The sequence below is a fragment of the Streptomyces sp. NPDC031225 genome, assembly GCF_055570355.1.
Window position 1 is genome coordinate 28,795 of record NZ_JBVIHJ010000018.1, and the last position, 16,742, is coordinate 45,536.

Genomic DNA, 16,742 nt, shown 5'->3' on the forward strand with positions numbered 1-16,742 from the left:
CTCTCTGCCCTCTTTTTTTTTCTCCCCCCCCCCCCCCCCAACCACCCCCCCCCCCCCCCCCCCCCCCCCCCCCCCCCCCCCCCCCCGCGGCCGAAGGCTGCGCAGCCCGGCGAACCAGTGCGGCCACAGCACCAGGTCCCGATCCGCCGCGTTGGCCGCCCTCGGGATGGTGGCGATTTCCGTGCTCACCGCGTGCGGTGGCGGATCCTCCGGTGCGGGCAAGGCCGGTGACACCGACGTGGCCTCGATCTCCAGCCCGGCCGCGAGCGCCGGATCGGCCGGGCCGAGCGTCGACCCCGACTCAGGCCGCCCCCAACTGCGCCTGGACGGCAGCGAGGAGGAACACCGGAGGCTCAACAACGCCTGGGTGTCCTGCCTTCAGGACCACGGAGTGAAGACGTACACGAAAGGCTCGGCGGGCGCCGAATGGATCTTCCCGGGCGTGAACGCTTCGGACTTTCCCGCATCGGCGAAGGTCTGCGCCTCGAAGCAACCACTTCAGCCTGTGGAGACGGACCCGAAGAAGAACCCGCATTACGCGGATGACTTCCGCGAATGGATCAGGTGCATGAACTCCAAGGGGCTCAAGGTTGTCGGGCTGCCCGACAACGCGGGCTGGAACTACGCCTCCGACAACCAGCCGGCCAATTCGGATGAGATCGAGGGCAGTTGCCGGCTGGAGGCATTCAGTGCGAAGAAGTGAGCACGCTCAGGCCGACGAGCCGCCCGGCAGCGCGGCGCCGGGGAAAGCGCGGAAACGGGTCGTCATCGCGGTGGCCGCACTGCTCACGGCAGGCGTGGCGGGGGTCAGCCTGGCCGGGGTGAGGAGTGGTGGGAAGCCGTCGGGCGCCGCGGCGAGCGGTGCGCCCCGGGTGAGCACCGTCGCGGTGGTCAGGACCGACCTGTCCAGCACCCTTTCGCTGAACGGAACCCTGGGCTACGGCAGGACCGTATCGGTGAAGGGCGGCAAGGAAGGCCTGGTCACCCAGCTGCCGGCGGTGGGGGCCAAGGTGTCCAGGGGCAGGTCCCTGTACCGGCTGGACGATCGTCCGGTGCCGGTGTTCTACGGGACCACACCGCTGTTCCGACCCCTGGACACCAGGGGCCTCATGGGCAGGGACGTCAAGGTGGTCGCGGACAACCTCAGGGCGCTCGGCTACGACATCGGCGCCCAGCCGGCGTCGGGCAGTTGGGTCGCGCAGCGGCCGGAGCCGACCGGCGCCGCGAGCGCCTCGCCGTCCTCCTCCCCTTCGGCGCCTTCCTCACCCTCGCCGTCCCCGTCGCCGTCCTACGTCCGGGTCAAGCCCGGCGAGGGGGTGCTCACCGCCTCCCTGATCGCGGCGGTCGGGCGGTGGCAGACCCAGGTCGGTATGCCCTCCACCGGGGTCCTCGGCGCCGGCGACGTGGCGGTGCTGCCGGGCGAGGTACGGGTCGGTGCCGTACAGGCGCAGCCCGGCGACCCGGCCACCGGAACGCTGATGTCGGTGACCGGTACCGCCAAGTCGGTGTCGGTGCCGCTGGACGCGACCGACGTCGACTCGATCCAGCAGGGCGACGAGGCGACCGTGACGCTGCCCGACAACTCCGAGGCCCATGGCACCGTCTCGGCCATCAGCACCGATGCCCAGGCCGCCGACCAGGCAGGCGGTGACTCCGGCGGCACACCGCAGTTGGTGGTGACCGTCTCGCTGCCCAGCACGGCGGCGCTGCGCCGCCTCAACTCCGCACCCGTAAAAGTGCAGTTCACCGGGCAGACCAAGAAGGGTGTGCTGGCCGTGCCGGTCGGCGCGCTGCTCGCGCTGAGCGGCGGCGGTTACGCGCTCCAGCTCCCCGGCGGCCGTCTGCTGGCCGTCGAGACGGGGATGTTCGCCAAGGGACTGGTGGAAGTGAGCGGCACAGGCATCACCGCGGGCACCAAGGTGGCAACGGCCTCATGACCGACCGCACACGTCCGGTACTCGCCGTCCGCAACGCGAGCATGGCGTATCCCGGCGGGGTCAACGCGCTGGACGATGTCTCGCTCGCCATCGGGACCGGTGAGCTGCTGGCCATCGTCGGACCTTCCGGGTCCGGCAAGTCCACTCTGCTGAACATCATGGGCACCCTGGACCGGCCGACGAGCGGCACCGTGGAGATCGGCGGCCGGGACGTTTCATCGCTCTCCGACCGGCGGCTGTCCGCGCTGCGTGGCCGCCGGCTCGGATTCGTCTTCCAGCAGTTCCATCTCACCGAGGGGCTCACCGCAGCCGAGAACGTCGCCACCGGTCTGCTCTACGCGGGTGTGCCGCGCGGCCGGCGCCGTCCGCTGGCGCTGGAGGCGCTGGCCCGGGTCGGCCTGGGCCACCGGGCCGGACACCTCTCGCACCAGCTCTCCGGCGGTGAACGCCAGCGCGTCGCCATCGCCCGGGCCCTGGTCAACAACCCCGCGCTGGTGCTCGCCGACGAGCCCACCGGCGCGCTGGACACCGCCAACGGACGGGCCGTCCTTGAACTGCTGACCGAGTTGAACGACGAGGGCACCACCATCGCGATCATCACGCACGACCGGGACATCGCCGAGCGGCTGCCCCGCCGGGTGGAGATCCTCGACGGACGCCTCGTCACCGACACGTATGAGGGGTCATGAACACCACCGTCACCGAGGCGAACAACAGGCCGGTACGGCTGGCCCCGCTGGACCTCCTGGGGCTGGGTCTGCTCGGCATCCGTACCCGCAAGATGCGGGCCGCGCTGTCGGCCCTTGGCATCTCGATCGGCATCGCCACCATGATCGTCGTCACCGGGATCCCGGCCTCCAGCCAGAAGGCTCTGCTGAACGAGCTCTCGGCGATGGGCACCAACATGCTCCAGGCGCAGCCGGTCCCCAATCCGAACTCACCGGTGCTGCTCCCGCCGGAATCGGTGGACATGGTCCGCCGTATCGGTCCGGTCACCATGGCCAGCGCCGTCGCCAACACCCATGCCACCGTGCACCGTTCGGACCGCGTCGACCCCAACGACTACGCCGGACTCACCATCCTGGCCAGCGAGGTCGACCTGCTCCCGGCCATCAACGCCGAGGTGCGGTCGGGCCGCTTCCTCAACGCCGCCACCGAGAGGTTCCCCACCGCGGTGCTCGGTTCGGTCGCCGCCACCCGGCTCGGCTTCGCGAAGCTGAACGACCGGGGTCCGGCCCCGGAGATCTACATCAACGACCGCTGGTTCACGGTCATCGGCATCCTTGCCCGGACCCCGCTCTCCCCTGACATCGACCGCTCGGTACTCGTCGGATGGGACGCCGCCCGCGCCCAGTTGAAGTTCGACGGACACCCCACGGTGATCTACATCAAGGCCAGGGAATCCGCCATGGAGGCGGTCCGGGGCGTGCTGCCCGCCACGGTCTACCCGGAACTGCCCGGCATGGTCCAGATCAGCCGCCCGTCCGACGCGCTGGCCGCGAAGCGCGCCACCCAGACCACCTTCTCCGCCCTCTTCCTGGGACTCGCCGGAGTCGCGCTGCTGGTCGGCGGTATCGGAGTGGCCAACACCATGGTCATCTCGGTCCTCGAACGCCGCCGTGAGATCGGCCTGCGCCGCGCGCTGGGCGCCAACCGGGGCCAGATCCGCGGCCAGTTCCTCACCGAGTCCGTCGTACTGTCCGCGCTCGGCGGCGTGGCCGGTACGGTCCTCGGCGTCCTGGCCACCGTCGGCTACGCCGCCTACCAGCACTGGCCGCCGGTCGTCCCGCTCACCTCGGTGGCGGAAGGGTTCGGCGGCGCCGTACTCGTCGGCATGATCGCCGGTGTCTACCCGTCCATCAGGGCCGCCCGCCTCACCCCCACGGAGGCCCTCGCGTCAGCATGAACGGCATGAACGGCATGAACGGCATGAACGGCATGAACGGCATGAACGAAGGGCGTTGGGCCGTTGGACGGCCCAACGCCCTTGCGTATCCGCCTACTTCTGGAAGGCCTTCACCTGGCAGGCGGTTTCGATCTCGTTGAAGTGCGGAGGATTCGGCTGGCTCGGGTCGAAGGAGTAATCGGAGTCGCCGACCATGGTGGCCCTGACGCCGTGGGCGTTGAGGCACTTCACCATGACCCGCAGGTCGTCGGAGTAGTCCGGATTCTTGGCCGGGTCCAGCTCCGGCGGCGTAATCGGCTGCTTCGACGCGCAGGCCTTCGCTCCGGCCTTCTCGGCCGGGGTGGTCGGCGCACCCTTCAGCGGCCCGCCCTTCGCCTTCAGGCAGGCGTTCCAGCTGTCCCACATCCGGTCGGTCTCCTCGGTGGAGCTGTCCAGCCGGATGACGGGGCGGCCGGCGTCGGGGTCCGTTGTTTGCGTCGGTGTCCCAACTGCCTTGCCCGGGCTCGCGATCGAGGCGACATCGCTGTCGCCGGCACTGCTTGTGTCACTCCCGCTGCCCGAGCCGCCGCCACCGCACGCGGTGAGGACGACGAGGCCCGTTGCGCCGATGGCGGTGAACAGGGCTGCCCGCGCGGAGCGGCCGGGAACCGGCCGGCTGCGATGAGAGGGGTTCGTCATGGCGGCCACTGTGGCCGAACGACATGAGGATCCTGTCAGGTTACTGACAAGGGCCTGTCTGAAACCGGCCGAGCAGCCGGCCCCGGGCCTCCGTACGAATAGTCGGTTGCCGACAGGGAAGGCGCCCGGCAACGGCGTAGCCACCGCGATCGGGCGTGGGCCGCCCACCACCGATGGGACAAGCTTGATGTTGGCTTTCGCGGCGGCTGTGCTCTTGGGCATCGCCTTCATCATCAACGCCACCGAAACGTCGACCGACGTGATCTTCGGTTCGACGAGCCTGCTGTACCTCGGCCTCACGCTGCTCGCCCTGCATGTGGCCGGTGTCGGGACCGGTTGGTCCGGCAGGGGCCGCAGCCGTCGCCGCTGAGCGGCGTTCACCGACCATCACACGGCGCAGGAAGCAGGGAGTGGAGGAGACCGGTCATGATTCACGCGGCGGACGTCCGAGAGTGGCGTAATCACGATGTCGTTGATGACGGCGGGCAGCGGATAGGCGTACTGGAAGCCGTGTACGTGGACACCGCCACCGATGAGCCGTCCATGGCCACGGTCAGGACGGGGCTGCCCACCCGGCGCCGGCTGGTCTTCGTCCCTCTCGACGACGCGATCGTCGGTCCGGGCTACCTCAAGGTCCGGTACGCCAGGGCGCAGGTGCGGAAGGCTCCGTCGATCGGCACGGACGACGTACTCCCGGCCGGGGACGAGGAAGCGATCTTCCTGCACTACGGGAAGAAATACCAGGCGGGTGCGGGGGGCGAACGACAGCTGGCACGCCGCTGATCGCCCGGGTACGGGCTCAGGGCTTCAGATCGAAGGAGGTGTTCGCGCAATGGTGCTTTTCCTGCTTCTCGTCATTGTGGCCGTCGTACTGGGAATCGTCGGCGCGGTCGTCCACGGGCTGGGTTACCTCCTTGCCATCGGCTGCGTGCTCCTGGTGGCGGATGTGGTCTTCGCCGCCGTGCGCTGGTCCCGGCGGACCGCCCGGCGCCCCATCCGGTGACCGCGGCGGACCGGCTGGTGTCGGGGCCGGTGGCACCGTCCGGCACTATGAGCGCATGAGCCCGGTCTCCGATTCCGATGGAAGCCCCTCCCGCGCGCGCAGGACCGCCCGCGTCGCGCACGAGGGGGACGTCTTCGCGCGGATGCGCACCACGCAGGACCGGGTCGCGGACACGATCACCGCGTTCGCCGGGACCATGCTCTTCGTCTACATCCATGCCGCGTGGTTCGCCGTCTGGATCGCACTCAACGAGGGCCTGCTGGGCTCGGCAGGGGTCTTCGACCCGTATCCGTTCGGGCTGCTCACCATGGTCGTCAGCCTGGAGGCGATCTTCCTGTCGACCTTTGTGATGGTGAGTCAGAACCGGCAGGCCGCGCGGGAGAACGTGAGGGCCGACCTGGACTTCGAGACGAACCTGCGCTCGGAGGTCTGGGCGGTGCACATCGGAAAGGCGCTCGGCCTCGACCCGGAGGAGATCGAGCGGCGGGTCCAGGAGATCTCCGCCCAGAGCCGCGCAGGCCTGGACGGCGACTCGAAGGCGTCCCCGGTCGACCCCCGCTCGCTCTAGCCGCTGCGGTACCGGCCGATTCGGCCCGTCCGGCGCTTGAAGGACAACACCGGCGCGCCGCCACGTGAGTGTGCGGCATGAGGGTGAGTCCGCGGGGCGGGGCGGGTTGCGGGGAACCACGGCCGCCGGACTGGCGGCTACAGCCTGCGGAACGCAGGTCGGGCCAGGACTCGTCCCGGCACAGCGCGACGAAGCGGGAAGCCACGGATTCCCGTCCGAAGACTGTGCCGCTGCGCGGCACAGTCTTCGGACGGGAAGGCCGGAATCTTTGGCCTTCAGCCCGAGGCGCAAGTCGACGTGGTGCGGTTACGCGGCGCGGGTGAACTGCCACCAGTTCACGTTGAAGAGGTAGCCGCTGCCGCCGGTGAACTGCAGGTAGAGGTCCTGGGTTCCCGTCGCGCCGCTCACGGGGCAGGTCACCGTGGTCCAGGCCTGCCAGCCGCCGGTGTTCGGCACACTGCACCGGCCCACGACCGTCCCGCTCGGACTGCCCAGGCGCAGCTCGACGGTGCCTCCGCCGGTGGCGGAGGCCACGCGCGCGGTGAAGGAGGAGGCGCCGGCCCCGAAGGCCACGCCCTTGACCTTGATGGAGTCGCCGTTTTCGATCCAGCCGACATCCATTCCGCCGTCACTGGTCCATTCGGTCTCGATCCCGGAACCCCAGGCGATCGTCTCGGCCTCCTGGCGTACGTACGGGTCAAGCGCACCGACCTGGGGTGCACCGGTGCTCGTCATGTTGATCGTCGGGATCGTTCCGTCAGCGCTGTAGGAGAACTTCTCCACCGCGACCGAGCGGGTGAAGCCGCCGCCGCCCGGGAGGGCGCCGTTGTGGTAGAAGAAATACGAGTTGCCCTGAAAGTCCACGATGCCCGGGTGGTTGGTGAAGCTGGTGCCCTGGGCGGGCATGACTGTTCCACGGTAGGTCCACGGACCGGTCGGGCCGGGTGCCGTGGAGTAGGCGATGAACTCCGAGCAGCACCTGGCCGCATACACCATGTAGTACAGGCCGTTGCGCTTGTAGACCCAGGGTGCTTCTTCGTACAGCGTGGGACGGTCGGGGTTGTCGGTGCGGGTGCCGAAGCCCGCGGTGGTGAGCGGGATTTGGACGGGGCTGCCTGCGTAGGACGTCATGTCCGCGTTCAGCTTGACGTACCACAGGTTCGGATTGCCCCAGTACAGGTAGGCCTGGCCGTCGTCGTCGATGAAGACGGTCGGGTCGATCTCACTGTTCTCCACCAGCGGGTGGCCGAGGGCGTCCCGGAACGGTCCGGTGGGGCTGTCCGCCACCGCCACGCCGATGGCCATTCGGCCGGTCGCCCGGGCCGTCACCGGCACGTACCAGTAGAACTTGCCGCCCCGTTCGACGGCCTGGCCCGCCCACGCGTCGGCGGACGCCCAGCTGAAGGTGGCCAGGCTGAGCGGCGAGCCGTGGTCGGTCCAGTTGACCATGTCGGCGGAGGACCACACCCGCCAGTCCTTCATCACGAAGGAGGAGGTGGAGCCGTCCTCGTCGTGCCCGGTGTAGAGGTAGACCCGCCCGTTGTACACCAGTGGGGCAGGGTCGGCGGTGTAGACGTTCTGCACGATCGGGTTGTCGGCCCTGGCCGCGGTGGGATGCACCGCGGCGGGAAGAACGGCGAACGCCAGCAGGAGGCCCATCACCCAGGCGGCTGCCCGCGTGAGTCTCGTACCGGTGGCGGGTGATCTCACTGCGGTCGGGTGAGCCGTTGGCCCGTGGACGGCGGTACTGGCCATGGTGTGGTCCTTCCTGGTGCTGCGGGTCGGGGACTGAGCAGCTGGTCAGGTGCGGGGGAGGAACGTTGTTGCGCTCAGGGCGTGGTCGGCGCGAACCGTGCGATACGGACGGAGATGCCGAGTGTCTGCGTGGCGTGGTTGGAAAGGGCGAAGCGGTAGCCCGTGAAGAACTGCCAGGTGTGGCCCTCGGTGAACGCGGGCCCCAGACGGGTGAAGCCGGTGCCGTCGGTGATGTGGGAGAAGGTTCCTGGGCGGGAGGCGCCGGGGCGGATGCCGGCGGCCGCGCGCAGCCTGATGCGGCCGCCGTGACGTTGGCGCTCGCGACTTCGGCCGGTGGTGCTCCAGTCGCTGTCCGTCGCGGATCGTCGCGTTGTCCAGCTGGGTGGTCGCGTTGGAGGTGGGTCCCTGACTCCGGTGGGTGAGGGTATTGGGGGCCCAGTACAGGTGGTTGGTGGCCGTCGCGGTGCACAGGGCCAGGCCGTTGTTGACGGACCACTTGTCGTGGTCCGGATTGTGGTTCTCCTCCGGTCAGCGGGGTGACCTGGCGGGGTGGGGGCGGCAGGGCGGGGCTGGGGTACGACGTGCCCCAGGCACGGCCTACGAGTTGGACGACGGGCAGGCCGCGCCAGGCCTAATAGGAGGACCACGGCCGCGCGGCACAGGTGCGGGCGCTCCATGGTGCGGGTGACGTCACACGATGCTCCAGGAGGCGATCGGGGCTCGCCGCACGAACGCCGGGTGCACCCTTCCAGGTCCGGGACTTGGCGTGTGGGGGAGAGCCTTAACGGTACGGATGATGGGGGTGCTGTCATGCCCGGCATGTGCTCCATGTGCGAGCCGCTGCGGGCCGGGATGTGTTCGGTATTGCGAACGTGAACCGATCCTTCGGACGGCTTGGATCCTAGGAGTTGAGAGCGGGCAGCACAAGATCCTTGATCGACCCATTCATGCCGAAGGCTGAGGAGTGGGTCGACCGGTCACAGCGCATGGTGCGAGCCGACAAGTTCACGAACGGCTCCAGCTGCTGGGTTCACCGGGGACGAACAGGCGACGCGGCGGGCGGCGCGCGAGCGAAGGGGACGTTGGACCGGGCGGCAACCTTTTCGGGAGCGGCGGCAACCAGTACTGCAACGGTGCCTGTCCAAACCCGCGCCCGCACAGCTACCTGACCCTCAGTCGAAGTCCCGTGCAAGCGCGGGACTTGAAGCCGCCTGGTTTGAGCTTGCGAACGTTTCTGCCACCGGATCTTGCGAGAAGTATTGACGTGATTCATGGGATGTCTAGCATTCTCTCGATCGACACGTCGACCCTTGTTCGTTATGCCGAACATGCGGTCGTATCGCACCGGCATCCGGACAGCCTCTGACGGGGAAGACCGGAGTCGCTTGCTCAAGGATGACGAGGTCCTTATGCGCAGACGTAGTTCCAACCGCAGACGCCCGTCCGCGGTGCTCGGCGCCGTGGTCGCGGCCCTGGCCGCGTTGGCGGCGCTGCTCGTCGCCGGCCCGGCCCAGGCGGCCACCACCAGCGACGTGCGCGGTGTTGATTCCGGCAAGTGTCTCGATGTGTCGGGCGTCAGCCAGACCGACGGTGCGAACGTGCAGATCTGGGACTGCCACGGCGGAACCAACCAGCAGTGGACGCTGACGGACAGCAGCCAGCTGACCGTGTACGGCAACAAGTGCCTGGATGTCCGGGGCGGCGGCACCACGGCCGGGACCCCGGTGCAGATCTGGACGTGCAACGGCAGCGACAACCAGCAGTGGCGGGTGAACCCCGACGGCACGATCGTCGGCGTGCGGTCCGGGCTGTGCCTGGATGTCTCGGGCTGGGGCAAAGTCAACGGCACGGGAGTGCAGATGTGGTCGTGTACCGGCGGCGCCAACCAGAAGTGGACCGGCCTGTCCGGGGCGAGCAACGCGTGTGCTCTTCCGTCGGCCTACCGGTGGACATCGACCGGCCCGCTGGCGCAGCCGAAGGCGGGGTGGGCCTCGCTCAAGGACTTCACCAGCGTCGTCTCCAACGGCAAGCACGTCGTCTATGCCACGACGCACAACACCCTCGCCGGTGACGACGGGCGCTGGGGATTGACGACCTTCAGCCCCTTCACGAACTGGTCCGACATGGCCACCGCCACCCAGAACACGATTCCCTTCGACGGCATCGCGCCGACGCTGTTCTACTTCGCCCCGAAGAACCTCTGGGTGCTCGCCTACAACGGGGGTTGGCCATACAGCTTCTCCTACCGCACTTCGAGCGACCCCACCAACCCCAACGGCTGGGGCCCGCAGCAGGAGCTGTTCACGGGCACCCTTCCGAAGGGCGGCCCCCTCGACGTGACCCTCATCGGCGACGACACGAACATGTACATGTTCTTCGCCAACGACGAGGGCGACATCTACCGGTCCAGCATGCCCATCGGCAACTTCCCGGGCACCTTCGGCTCGTCCACGAAGATCATGAGCGATACGCCGCTCAACCTGTTCGAGGCGCCGGAGGTCTACAAGGTCCAGGGTCGGAACCAGTACCTCATGATCGTCGAGGCCCAGAACTACACCGGGTATGGCCGCTACTTCCGCGCGTTCACGGCCACCAGCCTCGACGGCACGTGGACACCGCAGGCCGGGGCCGACACCGTGACCAACCCCTTCGCCGGCAGTGCCAACAGCGGCGCGACGGCCTGGACCAAGGACATCAGCCACGGCGATCTGGTTCGCACCAACCCCGACCAGTCCAAGACCATCGACCCCTGCAACCTGCAGTTCCTCTACCAGGGGCGCGACCCCAGCACCGACGGCGGGGACTACGGCCTCCTGCCGTACCGGCCGGGAGTGCTGACACTGCAGCGCTAGCCGGTGGCGTGACACAGGTCCGCCTCCGGTGTTCCTGACGCTCGCGGGCAACGACGTACGCCGGACGCCGAACTGGGTGAGCGTCACAGCGAGCGAGCGAGCGATCAGGAAGGAGTGGAGTTGGAGCGGCGGGCTCGGTGCAAGGCCGAGCCCGCCGCCACGTGGAGAACCCGGATGCTGGCGGCCTCGTCCTGGTCGACCGAGGATGTCCTGTTCCTGGAACGGCTCTCGGCCCCCAACTCGGTGATCAACTACATCCGCATCGCTGGGCGCCTGTCCCTGCACGCATCCCCCTGGCCCTGGCCGGAAGCATCGTGCTGATCGCCGTTTCGCGTACGGGCGCGGCGGTGGCGGCCTGCGCGGTCTACGCGGTGTCGGCCTGCCTGTTGTTCGGTACCAGCGTGGTCTACCGCCGTGGAACGTGGGGTCCGCGCGGGGACGCGGCTCCGAGGCGGCTGGACCACGCGAACGTATTCCTGTTCATCGCGGGCACCTACACACCGCTGGCGGTACTGCTTCTGCCCGAAGGCCGGCAGAGAGTGCTGCTGACGGTGGTGTGGGCGGGTGCGCAGGCCGGGATCGCCTTCCGCGTACTGTGGATCGAGGCTCCCCGCTGGCTGTACGCGCCGTGTTACATCGCGTTGAGCTGGGTGGCCACCTTCAATCTGCCCGACTTCGCGCGCACCGGCGGTGCCGGCGTCGTCGTCCTCGTCATCGCCGGCGGTCTGCTCTACACCGGGGGCGCCGTCGTCCACGGACTCAAGCGCTCGAACCCCTGCCCGGCCTGGTTCGGGCGCCGTCGTCCACGGACTCAAGCGCTCGAACCCCTGCCCGGCCTGGTTCGGCTTCCACGAGGTCTTTAACGCCCTGACGGTCGCCGCCTTCGCCGCGCAGTCCACCGCCATCCTCCTCGCAGCCACCTAGTGCCGTGACCAGGAATGTTCACAGTGTCGGCGGCCATGCCGTCGGCCTGCCGGTGTGGCGGTGGGAGTTCAGCCGACCTCGTTGCGGACGGAGGTGTCGAGGTCGGTGGCGGTCAGGCCGAAGGTCTCGGCGGTCTCCGTCGCGTCCATGTGGAACGGCGCGTACCACTGGTAGTCCATCTCGGCCATCTCGCGGGCGATCGGCACGATCAGCCCGGCCGTACGCGTCACGGAGCGCGGTATCTGGATCAGTTTGACCGGTGGCCGGCCTGCCGCGACGGCGTAGCGCCGCGCCAGCTCGCGAATGGTGACGGCCGGTGCGGACGGCACGTGCCAGGGTCGGCCCCACGCGCGTTCTTCCGAGGCCAGCGTGATGAGGGCCTGTGCCATGTCGCCGTTGAAGGTGAAGGTGTGCGGCATGTCCAGGTGGCCGGTGATCCAGGCCGCTTTCCCCTTCTGCAGGGCCGACTTGATGAGCAGGGAGTAGATGCCGTTGGCGTCCTTGCCGATGTAGTCGGAGCCGCGGACCTCGACGGTGCGGATGCTCGCGGCGAGGGCCTGTTCCCACATGCGTCTGCGCAGGCGGCCCTTGTGTCCGGTGGCGGCCATGGGGGTGTGTTCGTTCATCCGGCCGCCGGGCTGCGGGCCGTAGGCGTAGAGGCTGCCGGTCAGCGCGAGGACGGCGTCGTTCGCCTCGGCGGCGGTGATGGCCGCCGTCTGCAGGGGTGGCAACAGGCGCTCCCACACCGTATATGAGGGTGGATTGGCGCAGTGGTAGATCACTTCCGCGCCGCGGGACAGCTCGGTCAGGCGGGACGGGTCGGACGCGTCCGCGGCGACCCGGTCGACCAGCGGGTGCTCGGGGCCGGAGCCGCTGCGGGTGACGATCCGGACGCTCTCGCCGCGCTCGGCGAGCAGACGAGCGACGTTGGTACCGATGGAACCGGCACCGATGATGACGTGCTTGGCCATGACGGTTTCTCCTTCTCCGGGGTATCGGTCAGTTGTCCACGCCGGAGCCGGTATAGGTGGGCACGTCGGCGAGCATGACGGCGATCTGCGGGTTGAGCTCGTTGCGCCGCCGGTGCAGTTCCTGGATCTTGGCGTTCAGGTCAGGGTCGTCGTCGTCACTGACGTCGAAGATCTCCAGCCGTTCGACCAGGTGCAGCCCGAGGTGGTCGGTCTGGTAGGTGGTCGGGTGCGTCAGGTAGGCGAAGAGCCCGTCGAGATGTTCGACGACGAACACCGCGCCGTACGTGTAGTCGCCGCCGTGGTCGCGGCCGACGACGAAGGACTTGACGGCGGGGTTCGACCGGCCCTGATCGCGCCAGCCTCCAGCACCCCCTCGATCTGCTCGGGCGTCGCAGTGGCCTTCATCGTGACTCTGTTGATGTGGTAAATCATGACTTAATACCTGTTTCTAACGCTGTTAGATTTCCTAACGGCGTTAACTATGACGCGCGCCGTCGGCGCGGTCAAGGCGGTGACTAGTGTTCGAGGACACCATCGAAGCGAAGTGACGGACCATGCCGACCAGCACGAGACGGGCCCGCGAACGGGCGAACACCCGGGAGCGGATCATCGAGGCCGCGCTGCACGTCCTCGAGACCGAGGGCATCGCGGCCCTGACGATCCGGCGCATCGCCACCGATGTCGAATATTCCGCGCCCGTCGTCTACCAGCACTTCGCCAACAAGGACGCGCTCGTACTGGAGCTGGTCGCGCACGGTCACCGCCTCATGCTGAGCGAGTTCCGCCAAGCCGCGCAGGAGCCCGATACGGACCGGCGCATGACGCGCATTGCGTCGCAGTACGTCCGGTTCGCCGGCGAGCACCCCCACCTCTTCCAGGTCATGAACGACCCGATGGTCGACGCGGACGAACGCCGACGCGTCGCCGAACCGGTCATCGACGTCCTCAAAGAGCTGCTCACCACCTGGTCGGCTGCACACGACGTGGTCCTGGCCGATTTCGACCAGGCTTGCGAGATCCTCTGGGGCACGCTGTACGGCATCGCGTCGCTCAGTTACCTCGGCAGCGTCGGCAACGATCGCGCCCGCCACCTCGCCGAACAGGCGCTTCGCACGATCCTCCTCGGCTGGCGAACCGAGACGCCGGCGAACGGTCGACCGGCGAGCAGCCGCGTGCTCTGACCGCTGTGGTTCGCCGGGTTCAGAGGGAGGACCGGAGTGTTCGTCGAGATCGTCTTCGTGGAGCTGCCGATCGATCGCGACCACGTCCAGGAGGCTCTGGAGACGGCGTTCGAGCTCGACGGCGAGGTCACCAGCGCGGGCAGCGGCACGAGTCGTTGCCATCTTGACCTTGAAATCGCGGAGAGCCGGACCCGACCGCGGCCCTGGAGCGGCTCCGGGCGGTGCTGTCCGAACTGAAGTCGCGGACTGCGCGAGGTTGAACGTCAGCGAAGGTCGGCCGCCCTCCTCGCTCGTCCGCCCCATCGGATGCCCTTCTCACAGCGGCTGCGGGCGCGCTCTCGACGCTGGGCGGCAAGGACGGCGGGGTGGCGGGCGTTGGCGTTGCGCCAACCGAGATAGGCGTGGGGGCCCGGGTCTGTGTGGTGTGGTTGCGGTGGTTGGAGTTGGCGATGGTGAACTGTCGCAACGGCCCGAAGTGGGCCTCGATAGGGTTGGCCCAGGACGCGTAGGTCGGCGTGAAGCACAGCTCGACCCTGTTCTTCTTCGCCCAGCGGCGGATGGTGTCGCCGTTGTGGGCGGACAGGTTGTCCCGGATCACGTAGATCGGGGCGCCGTCCGGGCGAGCGGCCCGGATCGACTTCAGCGCAGCCAGGGTGTTCGCGGCGCCCTTCTTGCGACGGTTAACGCCCCAGAGGGTGTCGTCGCCGAACGAGTAGCAGCCGTGGAAGCACCTCACTCCGTGAGTGCGGTGGTACGTCGCGGGATGCCGCTCGGGTCGGCCTTGCTCGGCCCAGCACGACCCGGCGGTCGGGCGGATGCCCAGGGGCCCGAACTCATCGAACGCGAACACCCGGTCCGGGAAGCGGTCCAGGACGTGCTCGATGCGGTCGAGCTTGGCGTCGCGCTCGGGGTCCGGTGACTCTTTCCAGGTCTTGGTGCGCTGGAAGGTGATACCGCGGCGGGCGAGCAGGCACCGTAGTGCCTCGCGGCCGATCCGGATCACACGCCCGTGCACTTTCCGCAGGTAGGCGGCGAGTTTACGGATGGACCAGCGGGTGAAGGGCTGGCCGAGCTTGGTGGGGCGGGTGGTGGCCGTCTGGATCACGAAGTCCTCGTCGTCAGGACTAGCAGGCGGGGACGGCCGCCCGCCCACCGAGGGTCCAGGCAGGCCAGCCCGATCTCGTTGAACCGGTGGATCACATTGCGCACGGTGTCCTCGTCGGCCTGCACCAGCTGGGCGATCACCGGCACCCGGTTCCCGCCGGCCGAGGCCAGCAGCATCATCGCCCGCCGGTAGCGCACCGAGCTGGTGCTGCCCCGGCGCACGATCTGCTGCAGCCGTTGCCCCTCCTGGTCCGTCAGCCTGCGCACACGGACGGGCTCAGCCACCGCGCCACCAGCGGTCGGATCGGATGTCCCCGCACATCCAACCGCCACGACCACCAACCCGGCGAACCTACGCGGTCAGAGCACTAGTAACGGTGTTTGAGGGCAGAAGCCGGGCCCGGTGGTGCATTGTGACCTGTCCGGGTACCGGGATCGGTACTGACCTCTCGCGCCTTTCCGGGCGAAGCCCTGAGCGTCATCGAGCAATGGAGAAATCGCTGTGACTGTAGAAGGGCCGGATGTCGGGCGGGTCTCTCGACTTCCCCGGGGCGAAAGTGGCCGGGGCGGGGCGATGACGCTGGCGGGGACGTTGGAGGCGGCGGAGGCCGCGGCGCCGGTGGAGTCGCTCGATGTGGTCGCGCGCATGCTCCGGGAACGCCTCGGAGCGGTGTCGGTGTCTTTCCTGATCACCGACTTCACCGGCAGTTCAGTCGTACGGCTGGGGGCGGCGGGCAGCGTCGACACCGACGAACCCGCCCAGCGCATCAGGCTGCGGGGCACCCTGTACGACGATGTGATCCGTACCCAGCGGCCGGGCCTGGAGGACGAGGGCGAGGGCAGTCTGGTGCGGATCGTGGCCCCGGTCACCAACCGCGGGGACGCCATAGGACTCCTCGAACTGTTCATGCCGGCGGCGCCCGACGCGGAGGTGATGCGCGAGATCGGCGAGACCGCGCACGCGCTGGCGTACATCATCATCGCGAACCGGTCCTTCACCGACGTGTACCAGTGGGGACGTCGGACCAAGCCCCTGAGTCTGGCCGCGGAGATCCAGCACCGGCTGCTCCCGGCGTCGCTGGCGTGCGAGGCGGCGCAGTTCGCGGTGGCCGGAGCGCTGGAGCCGGCCGACCACGTCGGGGGTGACACCTTCGACTACGCGATCGACCGGGACACGGTCCAGCTCTCCGTCACCGATGCCATGGGTCACGACGTCGAGGCCGCGCTGCTGGCCACCCTTGCGGTGGGCGCCCTGCGCCGGGCACGGCGGGCCGGTGCCGATCTCGCCGAACAGGCCCGCCAGGCCGACCAGGCCATGCGCGAGCACGGCCACAAGGGCTACGTCACCGGCCAGCTCCTGCGTATCAGCCTGATCGACGGCAGGACCGAGTTCGTCAACGCCGGGCACCCCTGGCCGCTGCGGATGCGGAACGGCCAGGTGCGGGAGATCACTCCGACTGTCGATATGCCGTTCGGCTTCGATGCCCCTCACACCTACCAGGTCCAAGCGCTGGACCTGCGTCAGGGCGACCGGCTGGTGATGCTGACCGACGGCATGCTGGAGCGCAATGCAGGCAGCCTCAACCTGTCCGACCTGATCGTGCGCACCCGCCCGTTGCATCCCCGCGAGGCCGCCCGCACCCTCATCGCGGCGATCGTCGACGCCAACGACGGCCACCTGCAGGACGACGCGACCGTCATGTGCCTGGACTGGCACGGCACCAACCACTTCCAGCGGGACGCCGCCACCGGCGCCGACCTCACCGACGCCTCACACGCGTCAGGGACGGGACGGACCACTCCCGGGCAGTGACCTTGGGCGATCGGCGGCGACCCGGCCAAGCAGCGGGAGGCCCTTGCTGC

16 protein-coding genes and 4 pseudogenes are annotated in these 16,742 nt (G+C 68.8%); 14 read left to right on the plus strand and 6 right to left on the minus strand.

Annotated elements, in window-relative coordinates; all coding sequences use genetic code 11:
* Positions 1-169: 169 nt before the first annotated feature.
* From ACZ48Z_RS28195 to ACZ48Z_RS28210, 4 genes are read left to right on the plus strand one after another with little or no spacing between them, the layout of a single operon-like run.
* Positions 170-703 (plus strand): hypothetical protein, encoded by a 534-nt coding sequence (locus tag ACZ48Z_RS28195; protein WP_468738693.1) that lies wholly within the window; start codon positions 170-172, stop codon positions 701-703.
* Complete coding sequence (locus ACZ48Z_RS28200) at positions 690-1,937, plus strand: efflux RND transporter periplasmic adaptor subunit (protein WP_468738694.1); 1,248 nt, start codon at positions 690-692, stop codon at positions 1,935-1,937. The genes ACZ48Z_RS28195 and ACZ48Z_RS28200 overlap by 14 nt, the downstream gene beginning before the upstream one ends.
* Positions 1,934-2,626 (plus strand): ABC transporter ATP-binding protein, encoded by a 693-nt coding sequence (locus ACZ48Z_RS28205; RefSeq protein ID WP_468738695.1) that lies wholly within the window; start codon positions 1,934-1,936, stop codon positions 2,624-2,626. The genes ACZ48Z_RS28200 and ACZ48Z_RS28205 overlap by 4 nt, the downstream gene beginning before the upstream one ends.
* The gene (locus ACZ48Z_RS28210) at positions 2,623-3,843 is read left to right on the plus strand and encodes an ABC transporter permease (protein WP_468738696.1); all 1,221 of its coding nucleotides are present in this window, start codon (positions 2,623-2,625) and stop codon (positions 3,841-3,843) included. The genes ACZ48Z_RS28205 and ACZ48Z_RS28210 overlap by 4 nt, the downstream gene beginning before the upstream one ends.
* A 93-nt stretch (positions 3,844-3,936) precedes the next feature.
* Here ACZ48Z_RS28210 and ACZ48Z_RS28215 read toward each other — a convergent pair whose 3' ends face one another.
* Positions 3,937-4,521, minus strand: coding sequence for a hypothetical protein (locus tag ACZ48Z_RS28215; RefSeq protein ID WP_468738697.1), 585 nt, complete (start codon positions 4,519-4,521; stop codon positions 3,937-3,939).
* A gap of 187 nt (positions 4,522-4,708) precedes the next feature.
* Here ACZ48Z_RS28215 and ACZ48Z_RS28220 point away from each other — a divergent pair, with 187 nt between their 5' ends.
* From ACZ48Z_RS28220 to ACZ48Z_RS28235, 4 genes are read left to right on the plus strand one after another with little or no spacing between them, the layout of a single operon-like run.
* A complete protein-coding gene (locus ACZ48Z_RS28220; protein ID WP_468738828.1) occupies positions 4,709-4,891 on the plus strand; it encodes a hypothetical protein in 183 nt (60 codons plus the stop codon).
* Positions 4,892-4,947: 56 nt separating this feature from the next.
* A complete protein-coding gene (locus ACZ48Z_RS28225; RefSeq protein ID WP_468738698.1) occupies positions 4,948-5,304 on the plus strand; it encodes a PRC-barrel domain-containing protein in 357 nt (118 codons plus the stop codon).
* Positions 5,305-5,353: 49 nt separating this feature from the next.
* The gene (locus ACZ48Z_RS28230) at positions 5,354-5,524 is read left to right on the plus strand and encodes a hypothetical protein (RefSeq protein WP_468738699.1); all 171 of its coding nucleotides are present in this window, start codon (positions 5,354-5,356) and stop codon (positions 5,522-5,524) included.
* 55 nt (positions 5,525-5,579) lie between these two features.
* Positions 5,580-6,092 carry a DUF1003 domain-containing protein gene (locus ACZ48Z_RS28235; protein WP_468738700.1) on the plus strand — a complete coding sequence of 171 codons (513 nt, stop codon included), beginning with the start codon at positions 5,580-5,582 and terminating at the stop codon, positions 6,090-6,092.
* A gap of 306 nt (positions 6,093-6,398) precedes the next feature.
* Here ACZ48Z_RS28235 and ACZ48Z_RS28240 read toward each other — a convergent pair whose 3' ends face one another.
* Entirely contained in the window at positions 6,399-7,751 is a 1,353-nt protein-coding gene (locus ACZ48Z_RS28240) for a glycoside hydrolase family 43 protein (RefSeq protein ID WP_468738829.1), read from the minus strand.
* 170 nt (positions 7,752-7,921) lie between these two features.
* Positions 7,922-8,469, minus strand: a pseudogene (locus tag ACZ48Z_RS28245) (xylosidase); the annotation flags it as partial.
* Between the two features lie 787 nt (positions 8,470-9,256).
* Between ACZ48Z_RS28245 and ACZ48Z_RS28250 the strand changes: the two are divergent.
* The 3 genes and pseudogenes from ACZ48Z_RS28250 to trhA all read left to right on the plus strand — a co-directional run bounded on the left by ACZ48Z_RS28250 (position 9,257) and on the right by trhA (position 11,623).
* Positions 9,257-10,699, plus strand: a complete 1,443-nt coding sequence (locus ACZ48Z_RS28250; RefSeq protein ID WP_468738701.1) for a non-reducing end alpha-L-arabinofuranosidase family hydrolase — start codon at positions 9,257-9,259, stop codon at positions 10,697-10,699.
* A 174-nt stretch (positions 10,700-10,873) separates the two neighbouring features.
* Complete coding sequence (locus tag ACZ48Z_RS28255) at positions 10,874-11,020, plus strand: hypothetical protein (RefSeq protein ID WP_468738840.1); 147 nt, start codon at positions 10,874-10,876, stop codon at positions 11,018-11,020.
* A pseudogene (gene trhA, locus ACZ48Z_RS28260) lies at positions 10,987-11,623 on the plus strand (PAQR family membrane homeostasis protein TrhA). The gene ACZ48Z_RS28255 and the pseudogene trhA overlap by 34 nt, the downstream one beginning before the upstream one ends.
* A gap of 68 nt (positions 11,624-11,691) precedes the next feature.
* Here trhA and ACZ48Z_RS28265 read toward each other — a convergent pair.
* The gene (locus ACZ48Z_RS28265; RefSeq protein WP_468738702.1) at positions 11,692-12,594 is read right to left on the minus strand and encodes an SDR family oxidoreductase; all 903 of its coding nucleotides are present in this window, start codon (positions 12,592-12,594) and stop codon (positions 11,692-11,694) included.
* Positions 12,595-12,622: 28 nt separating this feature from the next.
* A pseudogene (locus ACZ48Z_RS28270) lies at positions 12,623-12,898 on the minus strand (Dabb family protein); the annotation flags it as partial.
* A 250-nt stretch (positions 12,899-13,148) separates the two neighbouring features.
* Here ACZ48Z_RS28270 and ACZ48Z_RS28275 point away from each other — a divergent pair.
* The gene (locus tag ACZ48Z_RS28275; RefSeq protein WP_468738703.1) at positions 13,149-13,775 is read left to right on the plus strand and encodes a TetR/AcrR family transcriptional regulator; all 627 of its coding nucleotides are present in this window, start codon (positions 13,149-13,151) and stop codon (positions 13,773-13,775) included.
* Between the two features lie 36 nt (positions 13,776-13,811).
* Positions 13,812-14,012: a hypothetical protein gene (locus ACZ48Z_RS28280; RefSeq protein ID WP_468738704.1), complete on the plus strand. Its 201-nt coding sequence runs from the start codon at positions 13,812-13,814 to the stop codon at positions 14,010-14,012.
* Between the two features lie 26 nt (positions 14,013-14,038).
* On the opposite strand, the pseudogene ACZ48Z_RS28285 reads toward ACZ48Z_RS28280, so the two are convergent.
* A pseudogene (locus ACZ48Z_RS28285) lies at positions 14,039-15,164 on the minus strand (IS630 family transposase).
* A gap of 289 nt (positions 15,165-15,453) precedes the next feature.
* Here ACZ48Z_RS28285 and ACZ48Z_RS28290 point away from each other — a divergent pair.
* Positions 15,454-16,692 (plus strand): PP2C family protein-serine/threonine phosphatase, encoded by a 1,239-nt coding sequence (locus tag ACZ48Z_RS28290; protein WP_468738705.1) that lies wholly within the window; start codon positions 15,454-15,456, stop codon positions 16,690-16,692.
* Positions 16,693-16,742: the final 50 nt, after the last annotated feature.